The 14679-nt window shown below is 72.6% G+C and carries 12 protein-coding genes; 9 read left to right on the forward strand and 3 right to left on the reverse strand.

Annotated features, from left to right (window positions below):
- Nucleotides 1-70: 70 nt before the first annotated feature.
- From ACFWJX_RS28900 to ACFWJX_RS28930, 7 genes are all read left to right on the forward strand, one after another.
- The gene (locus tag ACFWJX_RS28900) at nt 71-898 is read left to right on the forward strand and encodes an SDR family NAD(P)-dependent oxidoreductase (protein WP_383248868.1); all 828 of its coding nucleotides are present in this window, start codon (nt 71-73) and stop codon (nt 896-898) included.
- Nucleotides 899-1107: 209 nt separating this feature from the next.
- Nucleotides 1108-2325: a DUF4190 domain-containing protein gene (locus ACFWJX_RS28905; protein ID WP_383248870.1), complete on the forward strand. Its 1218-nt coding sequence runs from the start codon at nt 1108-1110 to the stop codon at nt 2323-2325.
- A gap of 147 nt (nt 2326-2472) precedes the next feature.
- A complete protein-coding gene (locus ACFWJX_RS28910) occupies nt 2473-3225 on the forward strand; it encodes a GntR family transcriptional regulator (RefSeq protein ID WP_383248872.1) in 753 nt (250 codons plus the stop codon).
- A gap of 396 nt (nt 3226-3621) precedes the next feature.
- Complete coding sequence (locus ACFWJX_RS28915; protein ID WP_383248874.1) at nt 3622-3813, forward strand: SPOR domain-containing protein; 192 nt, start codon at nt 3622-3624, stop codon at nt 3811-3813.
- 51 nt (nt 3814-3864) lie between these two features.
- The gene (locus ACFWJX_RS28920; protein WP_383248876.1) at nt 3865-4323 is read left to right on the forward strand and encodes a (deoxy)nucleoside triphosphate pyrophosphohydrolase; all 459 of its coding nucleotides are present in this window, start codon (nt 3865-3867) and stop codon (nt 4321-4323) included.
- 78 nt (nt 4324-4401) lie between these two features.
- On the forward strand, nt 4402-4866 hold the full coding sequence (locus ACFWJX_RS28925; RefSeq protein WP_383248878.1) for an ATP-binding protein: 465 nt from the start codon (nt 4402-4404) through the stop codon (nt 4864-4866).
- A gap of 286 nt (nt 4867-5152) precedes the next feature.
- Nucleotides 5153-7804: a SpoIIE family protein phosphatase gene (locus ACFWJX_RS28930; RefSeq protein WP_383248880.1), complete on the forward strand. Its 2652-nt coding sequence runs from the start codon at nt 5153-5155 to the stop codon at nt 7802-7804.
- A 215-nt stretch (nt 7805-8019) separates the two neighbouring features.
- On the opposite strand, the gene ACFWJX_RS28935 is transcribed toward ACFWJX_RS28930, so the two are convergent.
- On the reverse strand, nt 8020-9591 hold the full coding sequence (locus ACFWJX_RS28935) for a hypothetical protein (RefSeq protein WP_383248882.1): 1572 nt from the start codon (nt 9589-9591) through the stop codon (nt 8020-8022).
- A gap of 161 nt (nt 9592-9752) precedes the next feature.
- Between ACFWJX_RS28935 and ACFWJX_RS28940 the strand changes: the two genes are divergently transcribed.
- Both ACFWJX_RS28940 and ACFWJX_RS28945 read left to right on the forward strand, forming a co-directional pair.
- The gene (locus ACFWJX_RS28940; protein WP_383249006.1) at nt 9753-10802 is read left to right on the forward strand and encodes a hypothetical protein; all 1050 of its coding nucleotides are present in this window, start codon (nt 9753-9755) and stop codon (nt 10800-10802) included.
- Between the two features lie 173 nt (nt 10803-10975).
- Nucleotides 10976-11914, forward strand: coding sequence for a class I SAM-dependent methyltransferase (locus tag ACFWJX_RS28945; protein ID WP_383248884.1), 939 nt, complete (start codon nt 10976-10978; stop codon nt 11912-11914).
- Between the two features lie 18 nt (nt 11915-11932).
- Here ACFWJX_RS28945 and ACFWJX_RS28950 read toward each other — a convergent pair whose 3' ends face one another.
- Together ACFWJX_RS28950 and ACFWJX_RS28955 are read right to left on the reverse strand one after the other, a co-directional pair.
- Nucleotides 11933-12709: a succinate dehydrogenase/fumarate reductase iron-sulfur subunit gene (locus tag ACFWJX_RS28950; protein WP_383248885.1), complete on the reverse strand. Its 777-nt coding sequence runs from the start codon at nt 12707-12709 to the stop codon at nt 11933-11935.
- Entirely contained in the window at nt 12706-14673 is a 1968-nt protein-coding gene (locus ACFWJX_RS28955) for a fumarate reductase/succinate dehydrogenase flavoprotein subunit (RefSeq protein WP_383248887.1), read from the reverse strand. Before ACFWJX_RS28955 ends, ACFWJX_RS28950 begins: the two co-directional genes overlap by 4 nt.
- Between the last annotated feature and the right edge of the window lie 6 nt (nt 14674-14679).

Genomic DNA, 14679 nt, shown 5'->3' on the forward strand with positions numbered 1-14679 from the left:
GCAACCGCCTTTCGCAGCAGTCTTGTTCACGCGAGCGCAGACCAGGATCTTGAGGAAGACGGGAGTGGTCATGAACAAGGTGTGGCTGGTGACCGGTGCGAGCAGTGGGTTCGGCCGGGCCATCACCGAGGCGGCGCTGGCCGGCGGTGACGTGGTGGTCGGGGCGGTCCGGCGGACCGAGGCGCTGGAGGATCTCGTGGCCGCTCATCCCGATCAGATGGAGGCGCTGTCCCTGGACGTGTCCGACACAGCGGCGGCGGAGGCGGCCGTGCGGGACGTCGTGGCGCGGCACGGGCGGATCGACGTCCTCGTCAACAACGCGGGCCGCACCCATGTGGGAGCCCTGGAGGAGACCACGGACGCCGAGCTGCGGGCGCTGTTCGACGTGCACCTCTTCGGGCCGGCGGCGCTCACCCGCGCCGTCCTGCCGCAGATGCGGGAGCGGCGCTCGGGCGCGATCGTGCAGATGAGCAGCATGGGCGGGCAGATGTCGTTCGCCGGGTTCTCGGCGTACAGCGCGACCAAGTTCGCGCTGGAGGGCCTGAGCGAAGGGCTCGCCGACGAGGTGCGCGACTTCGGGATCAAGGTGCTGATCGTGGAGCCGGGCAGCTTCCGCACCGGTCTGTTCGATGCCGGCCGGGCCGGGGTCAGCGCCGACAGTGGCACGTACCCCAGGGTGAGCCAGACCCGTGGGTTCGTCTCCGGCGGCGGCGGTCAGCCCGGCGACCCCGCGAAGGCGGCCGCCCTGATCAGGGCCGCGCTCGACGCGGAGGAGACCCCGTTGCACCTGCCGCTCGGCGATGACGGGGTCACGGCCGTCCTCGGCAAACTGGACGCCGTACGGGCCGAGATCGCGGCCTGGGAGGAGCGGACCCGGGCGACCGCCCTCGACGACTGACGGATCGCCAGGGCAGGCCGGAGGGCGTGCAGTGCCCTTTCACGATGCCCAGCTCGCCGCCCGGATCGTCGGATTGGTGCCTCCCGTACCGCCCCCGCGCGTGCCGCGCTTACGATGCGCCCAGTCGTACGTCAGTTCTGCATCGCCGTGTGCAGCCTGGTGCGTGCGTCCCGCCCCGCCCGCCCGTCTGATCCAGGAGCACGGTACTCGTGTCCATACCCCCGCCCCCCGGGCCCCAGCAGCCTCAGGACCCGTACGGGCCGCCACAGCCGCAGGCTCCCGGTCCGTATCCGCAGTACCCGTACGGCCCGCAGGCGTCCCAGGGGCCGTACCCGGGGGCGCCGTACGCGGTCTGGGGGCAGGGGTACCTGCCCCTCAACCGGCCCGCGCCGGTCAACGGGGTCGCGATCGCCGCCCTCGTCCTCGGCGTGCTGTGCTTCCTGCCGGCCGTGGGCCTGGTGCTCGGGATCATCGCGCTGGTGCAGATCAAGAAGCGGGGGGAGCGCGGCACGGGCATGGCGATCGGCGGGGCCGTGCTGTCCTCGCTCGGGCTCGCGCTGTGGGTGGTGATGCTGGCCACCGGGGGTGCCTCCTCGTTCTGGGAGGGCTTCAAGGAAGGCGCGAACGGCAACTCCAGCCTGTCCCTGGTCAAGGGCGACTGCTTCGACGTGCCGGGTGACTCCATCGACGAGGACGTCTACGACGTCGACACGGTGGACTGCGCCGGTGAGCACGAGGGCGAGGTGTTCGGCACCGTCCGGCTGTCCGGCGGGAGCTACCCGGGCGACGCGCACGTGTCGGACGAGGCCGAGGACAAGTGCTACACCCTCGAGACCCAGTACACGATGGACACCTGGATGCTGACCGACGAGGTCGACGTCTACCACCTCACGCCCACCCGTGAGAGCTGGGAGTGGGGCGACCGCCAGATCGCCTGCGTCTTCGCCCACACCGACGAGCGGTCCAAACTGACCGGCTCGCTGCGCTCCGACGCCACGACGCTGACCGTCGATCAACTGGCCTTCCTCGAGGCCGTGAACACCCTCGACGACGCGCTCTACGAGGAGCCCGAGGAGTACGCCGAGGACGACCTGGACGTCAACACGGCCTGGGCCGGTGACGTGGCGGACGCGACCGCCGAGCAGGCCGAGGCGCTGAACGGGCACACCTGGCAGTCCGCCGCCCGGCAGCCCGTCGCCGACCTCGTGAAGGCCATGGGCGAGGCCGGCAAGGAGTGGACGGCGGCGTCGAAGGCCTCGGACGTGGACACCTTCTACGAGCACTACGACACCGCCTACTCCTACGTCGACGGCGACGAGACCGTCGCCGCTCGCGAGGCCCTGGGACTGGCCTCCACCCCGCCCGCGTACGAGGACGACAGTGGGGGCGGCAGCAGCGGGGGAAGTGACGGCGGCCTGGACGTGTGATCGCTTCCATAGCGGGGAGAAACTGCCTGCGTAAAGCCCTTCCCCGGGATAAGTCATCACATCGAGTGATTCTCTGGCCTTTGCTTGCACAGGACAACTGATGGTTGCCACGCTGTAGCTGTCTGTACAACCTGATGGGAGCGGCCAGTGACATTCGGTGAGCAGCCTGCGTACCTGCGGGTCGCGGGCGATCTCCGCAAGCAGATCGTCGACGGCTCGCTGCCACCGCACACCCGCCTCCCGTCCCAGGCCCGCATCCGCGAGGAGTACGGCGTCTCCGACACCGTCGCGCTGGAGGCGCGCAAGGTGCTGATGGCCGAGGGTCTGGTCGAGGGCCGTTCCGGTTCGGGGACGTATGTGCGCGAGCGGCCCGTGCCGCGGCGGATCGCCCGCTCCGGGTACCGCCCGGAGACCGGCGCGACACCCTTCCGGCAGGAGCAGGCCGACGCCCAGGCGCGCGGCACCTGGGAGTCGCGCAGCGAGCAGGCCGAGGCGAGCCGGGCGGTCGCCGAGCGGCTCGCCGTCAAGCCCGGCGACCGCGTGATGTGCACCAGATACGTGTTCCGGGAGGCCGGCGAGGCGATGATGCTCTCCACCTCCTGGGAGCCTCTCGCCGTCACCGGCCGCACGCCCGTCATGCTGCCCGAGGAGGGACCGCTCGGCGGCATGGGCGTCGTCGAGCGCATGCGCGCCATCGACGTGATCGTGGACAACGTGACCGAGGAGGTCGGCGCCCGCCCCGGCCTGTCCGAGGAACTCCTCGCCCTCGGCGGCGTACCGGGGCATGTCGTCCTGGTCGTCCAGCGCACGTACTACGCCTCGGGCCGCCCGGTCGAGACGGCCGACGTGGTCATCCCCGCCGACCGCTACCAGGTGGCCTACCACCTGCCGGTGAGGTGACAGGGCCGCCCGCCCCGGCGCGGGGGTGAAGCGGCGCACACCCTTGCGGCAGCGGCGCACACCCCCCTGGCAGTTGCCCCCGGAAACAGCCCGCCGCGCGGCCCTCCGGGGGCCGTCTGAATCCGGTCGTTTCCGTACGTTCCCGCAGGTCGCCCGCCAGGTGCCCGACAGCCCGCCGACCGGAGGCATCGCGTTGCGCGGGCGGCGCGTTCGGTCCCGTGCGCCCCCTGCGCCTTGGCTGGTTGCGTACCTATTTGTGAAAAGCCGTGTTCGCTCCGTAAAGGTTAGGCGTACGCTCGGGCATATGCGGATTGCGGTTTCCTCAGAGGGCGGGACGCGGGTCGCACCGCGGACGGGCTCCGACCTGGCCGGGGCGAGAAGGGGGCGTGGGGTGCGATGAACGAGAGCACCGTCTCGCTGCCCTGGCTCGTCATACGCCAGGACGACAACGGCAATCGCTACCGCGTCGGCCGGTACGCGACCCGCGCCGAGGCCCAGAAGATCGCGGACAGCCTCGACCACCGCGGCCACAAGCAGCTCTACTGGGTCGAACGCATCGGGCAGAACGGCGACGGCGCACACGACTGACGGCGACGGCGTACGGAACTGACCCCCGGCCGCTCCCGTAGGCTCCGGCGCATGACGGAACGGATCGTGGTGGTCGGAGCCGCCCTTCTCGACGGTGACCGCCTGCTCGCCGCACGCCGCAGCGCGCCCCCCGAACTCGCCGGACGCTGGGAACTGCCCGGCGGCAAGGTCGAACCGGGCGAGCGGCCCGAGGAGGCCCTCGTGCGCGAACTGCGCGAGGAACTCGGCGTCGACGCGCGGGCCGTGGAGCGCGTCCCGGGGGAGTGGCCGCTGAGGCCGCCCTACGCCCTGCATGTCTGGACCGCCCGTCTGGAGCCCGCCTCCGCCGCTCCCGCCCCGCTTCAGGACCACGACGGTCTGCGCTGGCTCACGCCCGGCGAGATCTGGGACGTCGACTGGCTCGACCAGGACGTCCCGGCCGTACGGGAAGTGGCCGCGCGGCTGGGGGCCGGCGCGGGCGCCGGCGCACGGACCGGACAGCCGCCGCAGGCGGCGGCCGACCGGGACTGACACCACCGTCGCACCCCCCGCACGCCCTCGGTGCCTCAGTGCGCCGTCTCGTGGGGTACTGCGTCCCAGATACCGGGTATGTCCCCATTAACCCCACGAAACCGGACATGGGTGGGTACTTCGCTGGCCTGGGAAGTGATCGGTGTGATCGACACCGAAGGCGACCGCGCCCAATGGACGTTCCCCGCGGAACCCGGCGCCGTGCGCACCGCCCGCGCCGCGGTACGGGGGCAGTTGCGCGGCTGGGGCCTGGACAGCCTCGGTGACATCGCCGCCCTGCTGGTCAGCGAACTCGTGACGAACGCCCTGCGGCACGCCACCGGCCCCATCGGAGTCCGCCTGGTCCGGCCCCCCGGACTGCCCGAGGTGCTCCTCGTGGAGGTCTCCGACCCGGTCTCGGACCCACCGCGAGAGCGCGCCGCCCGGCCCGAGGACGAGAGCGGCCGCGGACTGCAGCTGGTCGCCTCCTCCTCGCGCCGCTGGGGGAGCAGAGCCGGCAGCACGGGCAAGACGGTGTGGTTCGAACTGGCGGTCCCCGACTGAGATCCACCGGGTCCCGGAGGCCGGGAACGAGACCGTGGACCCGGATTCGGCGACGCGACCGCCGACCGCCCGGACATCAGTCCGGCGACCGGTGCCGTCAGGTGTGGTTCGACGACGTGTCCGCTGGTTAGAAGACTGGAAGTGTTGTCACGGGACGGTCCGAAAAAAGCCTGGACCGTGCTGTGATCGTGAACACCGTGTCGTGCGGCGCCGTAGTGCTGGATACTGCGGGCAGCCGCAACCGGTGACCGGTGCCGGGCGCGGTGAGCTGGAGGGGACGGTTCGCGTGAGCGAGATACCAGCGAAGGCCACGGAGTCCGAGGACCCGTCGGGCGGCGCGAGGGCGGAGACCGCGGGTGCGCTCGCGTGCGACGCCGGACACACCCTTGCCGACGGCCAGGGCGAGGTGCCGGCCGGCGACGCCCTGTGGCAGAGCAGTCCGCCCGGCTCCATCTACGACTACATCAAGGTCGCCTCCTTCTCGATCGGCCCCGACGGTCTCGTCGACCAGTGGAGCCTGCGCGCCGAGCAGATCTTCGGCATCCCCGCCGACCGGGCCGTCGGCATGGACCCCATCGACGCGTTCGTCGACCCCGACCAGCGCGAGCGCGGCCAGCGCAAGATGGCCGAGATCCTCGACGGCCGTGAGTGGACCGGCGTCGTCCCCTTCCGGATGCCCGATACCCCCGACACCAGGGACGGGACGCGCGGCGAGCAGGGCCTCGCCGAGGTGTACGTCATGCCGACGCGCACCCAGGAGGGCGAGAAGGCCGCCGTCTGCATCGTCGTCGACGTCCGCACGCTCCGCAGCATCGAGACCGACCTGGCCGCCTCGCAGGCGATATTCGGTCAATCCCCGTTCGGCTTCCTGCTGATCGACCCCGAACTGCGGGTGCGCCGCGCCAACGAGCGGTTCGCGTCCATCTTCGGCGGCACCCCGGACGACCACCGCGGCAAGGGCGTCCAGGACTATCTGCCGAGGCCCGAGGCCGAGCGGGTCAGCGCGGTGCTGCGCCGGGTCCTGGAGACCGGCGACTCCATCACGGACATGCACGTCACGGGCTTCGTGCCGGGCTCCGAGGAACGCCGGCACTGGTCCATCAACCTCTACCGCGTGCACAGCGGTTCCGGCCGGCCCATCGGCATCGCCTGGCTCGGCACCGACATCACCGCCCGCCGCGCCGCCGCCCGCGAGGCCGCCGCCGCACGGCGCAATCTCGCCCTGCTGAACGAGGCGGGCGCCCGCATAGGGAACTCCCTCGACCTGGAGACGACCGCGCGCGAACTCCTCGACGTCGTCGTGCCCGGGTTCTGCGACCTGGCCACCGTCGACCTCTACCAAGGGCTCCTGGCCGGCGACGAGACCCCGCCCGGCCTCGCCGACGGCAGCGCCGAGCTGCGCCGGGTGGCCTTCTCGTCCGCGGTGTCCGACGGGCCCTTGACCGGCAGCGGTACGGCCGTCGCGGTCGGCGCGGTCCACCACTTCCCGTTCAACTCGCCCCATGCGGACGCCCTGCGCACCGCCCGCCCGGGAAGCATCCCCGGCGAGGAGGGCGGCCTCGTGCAGTCCACGCTCGCCATTCCGATGGTCGCGCACGACACGGTCGTAGGCCTGGCGCAGTTCTCGCGGACGAAGGGCAGCGAGCCGTTCGGGGACCGGGACCGGGATCTCGCGGTGGAGCTGGCGGCGCGGGCGGCGGTCTGTATCGACAACGCGCGGCTGTACCGGCGCGAGCACGAGCGGGCGCTGATGCTCCAGCGGTCGCTGCTGCCGCCGGGCGACCCGGTCGCCTCCGGCCTGGACATCGCCTGCCGCTACCTGCCGGGCAGCGTCGCCTCGGGCCGCCCCAGCGAGGTCGGCGGCGACTGGTTCGACGTCATCGAACTGCCCGGCCACCGCACGGCGCTGGTGGTCGGCGACGTGATGGGGCGCGGGCTGCGGGCGGCGGTCGCCATGGGCGAACTGCGCACCGCCGTACGGACCCTTGCCCTGCTCGACCTCGAACCGGCCGAGGTGCTCTCGGCGTTGGACGAGATCGCGCGCGGCCTCGGCACCCCCGGCGGCGTCCAGCAGGCCACCCGGGCCGCCCGCCGGCCCCGCGAGGCCGACCTGTCCGAGGTGTACCTCGCGACCTGCGTGTACGCGGTGTACGACTCGGTGACCCGCAGGTGCACCTTCGCCAACGCCGGCCATCTGCCGCCCGTGCTGGTCGAACCCGGCGAGCCCGCGCTGATGCTCGACGTGCCGCCGGGCATGCCGCTCGGCGTCGGCGGGGAGCCCTTCGAGGAGGTCGAGGTCGAACTCCCCGAGGGCGCGCTGCTCGCGCTCTACACGGATGGACTGGTCGAATCCCGCGACCACCCCCTCGACGAGGGCCTCCAGGCCTTCGTGGGCGCCCTGACGGACCCCGCGAGCCCTCTGGAGGACGTCTGCGACCACGTCCTCAACACCCTCGACACCCACCACGGCGAGGACGACATCGCGCTGCTGATGGCCCGCGTCCAGGGCCTGCCCGCCGACTCCGTCGGCGACTGGACGCTGCCGCGCGAGCCGCGCAGCGTGGGCCGCGCCCGCGAGTACGCCCGCGGGCAGCTGCTCAGCTGGGACATGGAACCGCTCGTCGACACCACGGAACTCCTCGTCAGCGAACTGGTGACGAACGCGCTCCGCTACGGCGAGGGCGAGATCAGGCTACGGCTGCTGCTCGACCGCACCCTGGTCTGCGAGGTGTGGGACTCCGGCCTCGTCCAGCCGCGCCGCCGCCGCGCCCGCGACACCGACGAGGGCGGCCGGGGCCTCCAGCTCGTCGGCCTGCTCTCCGCCGCCTGGGGCTCCCGCCGCACGCCCCGCGGCAAGACGGTCTGGTTCGAACTCCCCCTCCCCGACGGCGAGACGGGCCTCGCGGACCCGGCGGAGGCGCTGCTGAGCCTGTTCTGACGGGTTGCTGCCCCTAGGGTCTGTCGTCACGTTCCCGTCCGCCTCGCGACGCCATGCACGCCCTCTCACCGCACCGGGCGCAGACCCACGTACAACCAGTACGAGGGACTGCGCCCGGCACTCCCCCAGCCTTCGGCCGGGGGGACCCCCGGAGCACGCACCCGAGGCCGCGAGGCCCGCCCTCCGGGCGGACGACGGGAAGGTGACGACAGGCCCTACACGGGTGGCGTCTCGGACGCGCCCGGTCGTCCGGTGAACCCGGCCGGGTGGGCGTTCTCCGGATCGTCGGCGGGGAGGATGCCGCCCAGGACGGCGCCCGCGGTTCCGGCTGTGGGCGTCGGGCGGGACGCGTCGGAGACGGGCGGTGCCGGCGTGTACGGGTTGCCCTGGAGGCGTACGTCCTGTTCGGCCAGGGCGCGGGCCTCCAGGGCCAGGGCGTCGGCCCCCGCACTGTCGCCGGCGGCCAGGAGGCGTTGGGCCTCCGCGAGGCGGGTGCGGGCGGCGGCCCCGACCGCGCCCCGGTGCGTCGCGACGAAGTCGGCCGCCGAGGCGGTGGAGCTGCGGGCGGTGAGCCTGGCGGCGGCCGCGAGCACCCCGGCCTGCCCCGACACCGGTGGTGAGATCCCGCGCACGACGCGGCGGAGCATGTCGACCGGGTCGTACGGCCGGTCCGAGGTCAGTTCCCGGCGTACGGAGGACAGGACCCCGTCGGCGTGCAGGACGTGGGCGACCGCCTCGCCGCCCGTGTCGCGCAGGGGGGCCAGTTCGGCCTCCGCGCCGGTCAGCGCGGCCGGGATCAGCCCGGCCGCCTCCCGCAGCTCGGCGGCGGTCCGCTCCACGGCCTCGACGAGGACGGCGGCCTGGGCGACGGCGCCCTCGGCGGTACGCAGGTGGCGGGCCGCCTCCTCCGGGTGGCCCGAGTCGTCCGCCTGGCGGGCCTGGTTGAGCCGGACGGTGGCGAACACCAGCCGGTCCTTGGCCTGTTCGACGTACCCGGTGACGGAGGCGCTCGCCGTGGCCGCGTACCGCTCACGCAGCTCGCCGAGAACCGCCTCGGCCGCGGCCGTCCGCCCGGTCAGCTCCCGGAACCGTGCCTCCGCGACCCCCAGCGCCTCACCCACCCCCTGCTCCAGCCCCCGCAGCCGCCCGAAGCTGTCCGCCGCCGCGTCCAGCCGCCGTTCGGCCTCGGCGCACCGCCCGACGATCCCGGCGAGCGCCTGCCGCCGGGCCGCCGGGTCCTCCGGTACGCCGTCGTCGTAGCGCTGCCGCATCCGGAACGCGGCCGCCAGTTCCCCTTCCGCCTCGCGCAGCGCACCGGCGAAGGGCGCCACCGCCTCCGCGCCGAACAGCATCCGCGGGAAGCCGAGTTCGTCGCGGGCGGCCCGGACACGGTCGTCGGCCGCGACGAGGGCCGCGCGGGACCGGTCGTCCGGTGGGCCGGGCTCGGTCCGCGGTGGGGAGGGGGTGCTGCCGCCCGGTGTCGTGCGGGTGCGGGCGCGACGGACGCGGCGTACGTAGCCGTACCCCGCGAGCGCCCCGGCCGCGCCGGCCGCGACGAGCGGCAGGACCAGGTCGGCGGCGGTCGACGTCCCGTCCTCCGCGCGAGCCGCGGCCGGAGAGGCGGAGGCGGGACCGGTGATCGCAACCGGAGCGTCCGTTCCCGTCGTCATCCCCGGCAACACCAGCCACGCGATTCCCGTCGCTCCGCCCAGCACGGCGAGCACCACCCGCACGGACACCTGCGGACCGGCCCGCCGCGACCGGCCCCGGAGCTTGGACGACGTCACATGGGCGAGCGTATGGCCGCCCGTGCGGCCACGCGACCGGGACGCACCCGGGACGGGGCGCGTGGGGCGGGCGACACCGAGGGGGAACAGTGACGGACCAGTCCACCGGTACGGACGCGGAGGAGACGCCCGACACCGAGGCGGAGGCGACGTCCGCCGAGGTGCCGACCGAGAGGCCCGAGGAGGAAGCGGCCCTGCGGCGGCGCCGGCGCGTCCGCCGCCGGATACGGATCGCCCTCGCCGTCCCCCTCCTCCTCCTGCTCCCGATCCTCGTCGCGCTCACCGCGCTGCGTATCAACTACATGGGCGACCCGGCCGACGGCACGTACACCCGCGGCAAGGACGCCATCTGGCTCGGCCACGCCTGGGTGGACGGCCGCAAGAAGGACGCGGACGTGACGGCCCTGGCCGCCCGTCTGAAGGACACCGGCATCCGCGACCTCTACGTCCACTCCGGTCCCCTGGAGCACGACGGCACGCTTCCCGAGTCGTCGTATCCGAACGCCCGTTGGTTCATCGCCGCCGTCCACCGGGAGATGCCGGGGATCCGGGTCCAGGCCTGGCTCGGTGACGTGCTCGCCAGCGAGAGCCCGCACGGCATGCGGTTGGAGCGCGCGGCGACGCGGGCGGCGGTCGTGCGGTCCACGCGCGAGATCCTCGCCACCGGCTTCGACGGCGTCCACTTCGACCTGGAGCCCCTGCACTCCGGCGACCGGAACTACCTGAGCCTCCTCGACTCCCTGCACCGCGTCACCGCCGCCCAGGACGCGCCCCTGTCCGTCGCCGCCCACCAGATCGACCCGGTGCCCGGCTTCCACTCCTTCTGGGGCGCGACCACCGGCCACCCGAAGTGGTGGTCGCAGAAGTTCTTCGGCGAGGTCGCCCGCCGCGTCGACCAGATCGCCGTCATGTCCTACGACACCATCCAGCCGCTGGAGAGCACCTACGGCGGCTATGTCGCCCAGCAGACCGCCCTCGCCCTGGAGGTCGCCCCGCCCACCACCGACCTGTTGATGGGCCTGCCCTTCTACCACGAGAACCGTTTCGGCCACTGGAATCACGCGGAGACCGTCCCCGCCGGCGTCCGGGGCGTCCGCCTGGGCCTGTCCCGTACGGACGCCGACCGCGCGAACTTCGGTGTCGCGCTGTACGTGGACTTCGCGGCGGAGGAGGCGGACTGGACGGCGTACCGCGAGGGCTGGGTGCGCTGATCCCCGCGCCGGCGTCCCGTCACGCGCGGCCGTCGGCCCGTCACCTGGGACGCCATCGAACCGTCGCCCGGACGTCATGCGAGCTTTGCCTCCAGGGCCGCCCGCGTTGGTTGTGCAGGGTCTGTGAGCGCCCTAGCGTCCAGATCTCCTATCCCTGTAAGGGTCACACTCTGATGCGATCGCTACTCACCAGTAAGGCCGTCCGTCGAGCCCTGCGCCCGGTGGCCGAACTCATCGACCAGCGCATCGAGCGCCAAGTGCGCCGTGCCGTCCGCGATGAGCGGCGCGCCGCCCCGGACGTCTCCCTCGACGCGGTACAGCGGGAACTCCAGGCGCTCCGCAACCGCCAGCGCCCCATGGAACTCTTCTTCGACGGCACCGGGCGCGGCATGGCACGCATGCCGTCCGCGACCCACCTGAACCAACTGATCGACGAACTCGCCGCGGTGACCGGCGACCGGGACGACGCCGAGCGCAGTGTCGCCCAGGCGTTCCGGCTGCTCATCGCCCTGGAGGCGCTCGGGGTCGGCCGGATCGCCGGCGGCACGATGAACATCGTCGGCAAGCTGTCCGCCGTACCGCTGCTCGATCCGCCGAACGACGACATGCTGGAGATCGGCACCCTGTACGGGATGTTCGGCGCGGCCCTCATCCGCATGATGGAGCGCGCGGGCCGCGACCCCCGGCTGACGATCGTCGACCCGCTCGCCGGGACCCAGTTGCAGCCCGGCACCACCATCTCGGACGACGCCTCGGGCACACCCGTGCGGGAGGCCGCCGTGCGCACCAACCTCTCCCTGGCGGGCGCGGCCGGCGTCGCGGCCCGGATCCAGCAGGGCTTCTCCGAGGACCCCGAGGTGCGCGCCCTGGTATCCGACCGTGCCTACGGCGTGGTCGTCGTCGACGGCGACCACTCGGCCGCCGGTGTCGCGGCGGACCTGGAGTGGGCCGAGAAGATCGTCGCGCCGGGCGGCATCGTCGTCCTGGACGACTTCGGGCACCCCAAGTGGCCGGGCATCAAGGAGGCGTTCGACAAGCACATGGCCACCGACACCCGGTTCACGTTCCTGGGCGGTGTGGCGCACTCGGGGTATCTGCGGGCCTCGTCCTGACACCGTGTGCCGCGGCCCTCACTCCGACGAGGTCCGCCGCCTGATCTTGTTCCCGAGCCAGACGAGCGGGTCGTACTTGCGGTCCACGGCCCGCTCCTTCAGGGGGATCAGCGCGTTGTCCGTGATCTTGATGCCCTCGGGGCAGACCTCCGTACAGCACTTGGTGATGTTGCAGTAGCCGAGGCCGTGTTCGTCCTGGGCCGCGCGCTTGCGGTCCAGGCCGTTCTCCTCGGCCGCGTCCAGCGGATGCATGTCCAGCTCGGCGATCCGCATGAGGAACCGGGGGCCGGCGAAAGCGGCCTTGTTCTCCTCGTGGTCGCGGACCACATGGCAGGTGTCCTGGCACAGGAAGCACTCGATGCACTTGCGGAACTCCTGCGGCCGGTCCACGTCCTCCTGGAACATGCGGTACTCGCCGGGGCCCACCCCCTCGGGCGGCACGAAGGCCGGGACCTCCCTGGCCTTGCGGTAGTTGAAGCCGACGTCCGTCACCAGGTCACGGATCACCGGGAAGGCCCGCAGCGGCGTCACGGTGATCGTCTCGTCCCGGTCGAACACCGACATGCGGGTCATGCACAGCAGCCGCGGCCGGCCGTTGATCTCCGCCGAGCACGAACCGCACTTGCCCGCCTTGCAGTTCCAGCGGACGGCCAGGTCGGGCGCCTGGGTGGCCTGGAGGCGGTGGACGATGTCGAGGACGACCTCGCCGTCGTTGACCTCGACCTGGAAGTCCGCCAGGCCGCCGCCCCGATCGTCACCCCGCCACACCTTGAAACGGGCCTCGTAGCTGCTCACTCGTACAGCTCCTCTTCGGCGAGGTACTTGACCAGCTCCTCCTTGTCGAAGAGGGCGAGCAGGTCGGGGCGGATGGGCTCGGTGGTCTCGCGGGTGAGGGTGATCTGACCCCGTGCCGGGTCGACGACCGGCGGCCCGTCGACGGGTTCGGCCAGCGAGCACAGCAGGTTGACGTTGCGCCAGGCGCGGTCCATCGACGGATGGTCCTCGCGGGTGTGGCCGCCGCGCGACTCGACGCGCTCCAGCGCGGCCCGCGCCACGCACTCGCTGACCAGCAGCATGTTGCGCAGGTCCAGCGCGAGGTGCCAGCCCGGGTTGAACTGGCGGTGCCCCTCCACCCCGGCCCGGCGGGCCCGTGCGCGCAACTGCGCCAGCTTCTCCAGGGCCTGCTCCATCTCGCCCTCCCGGCGGATGATGCCGACCAGGTCGTTCATGGTCTGCTGGAGTTCCTGGTGGAGGGTGTACGGGTTCTCCGGCGCGGTTCCCGCGTGCTCCCCGTCCGTCCCGTCCTCCCCGTCCGTCCCGTTCTCCCCGGTCTCGGCGGAGAACGGGCGCAGGGCCTCCGCGGCGGCCGTGTCGATCTGGGTGTCGTCGATGGCGGGCCGGGCGGTGGCCGCCGCGTACTCGGCGGCGTGCAGACCCGCCCGGCGGCCGAACACCAGCAGGTCGGAGAGCGAGTTGCCGCCGAGCCGGTTCGAGCCGTGCATCCCGCCGGCCACCTCGCCGGCCGCGTACAGGCCCGGCACCCCGCGGGCGGCGGCCGTGTCGGACTCGACCGCGATGCCGCCCATCACGTAGTGGCAGGTGGGCCCGACCTCCATCGCCTCCGCGGTGATGTCCACGTCGGCCAGCTCCTTGAACTGGTGGTACATGGACGGCAGCCGGCGCTTGATGACCTCCGCGGGCATCCGCGTGGACACGTCGAGGAAGACGCCGCCGTGCGGGGAGCCGCGGCCCGCCTTCACCTCGGAGTTGATGGCGCGGGCGACCTCGTCGCGGGGGAGCAGTTCGGGAGGCCGCCGGTTGTTGTCCGGGTCCTCGTACCAGCGGTCGCCCTCCTCCTCGGACTCGGCGTACTTGTCCTTGAAGACGTCCGGGATGTAGTCGAACATGAACCGCTTGCCGTCGGAGTTCCTGAGCACCCCGCCGTCGCCCCGCACCGACTCGGTGACGAGGATGCCCTTCACCGACGGCGGCCAGACCATGCCCGTCGGATGGAACTGCACGAACTCCATGTTCAGCAGGGGCGCGCCCGCGAGCAGGGCCAGGGCGTGACCGTCACCCGTGTACTCCCACGAGTTCGACGTCACCTTGAAGGACTTGCCGATCCCGCCGGTCGCGATCACCACGGCGGGCGCCTCCAGCACGAAGAAGCGGCCGGACTCGCGGGCGTAGCCGAAGACCCCGCCGACCCGGCCGGTGGCGTCCTGGAGCACCTGGGTGACCGTGCACTCCTGGTACACCTTCAGCCGGGACTCGTAGTCGCCGGTCTCCTCGAAGTCCTCCTGCTGCAACGACACGATCTTCTGCTGGAGGGTCCGGATCAGCTCCAGGCCGGTGCGGTCGCCGACGTGCGCGAGGCGCGGGTACTCGTGGCCGCCGAAGTTGCGCTGCGAGATCCGGCCGTCCCGCGTCCGGTCGAACAGGGCGCCCCAGGTCTCCAGCTCCCACACCCGGTCCGGGGCCTCCCTGGCGTGCAGCTCGGCCATCCGCCACTGGTTGAGGAACTTGCCGCCACGCATGGTGTCGCGGAAGTGGACCTGCCAGTTGTCGCCGGAGTTGACGTTGCCCATGGCGGCCGCGATACCGCCCTCGGCCATCACGGTGTGCGCCTTGCCGAACAGCGACTTGCAGATCACGGCCGTACGGGCGCCGCGCTCGCGGGCCTCGATCGCGGCCCGCAGACCGGCGCCGCCGGCCCCGACCACGACGACGTCCCACTGCTGGCGGTCGACCACGGACATCAAAGG

The sequence above is a fragment of the Streptomyces sp. NPDC058335 genome, assembly GCF_042723915.1.
Classification (GTDB): domain Bacteria; phylum Actinomycetota; class Actinomycetes; order Streptomycetales; family Streptomycetaceae; genus Streptomyces.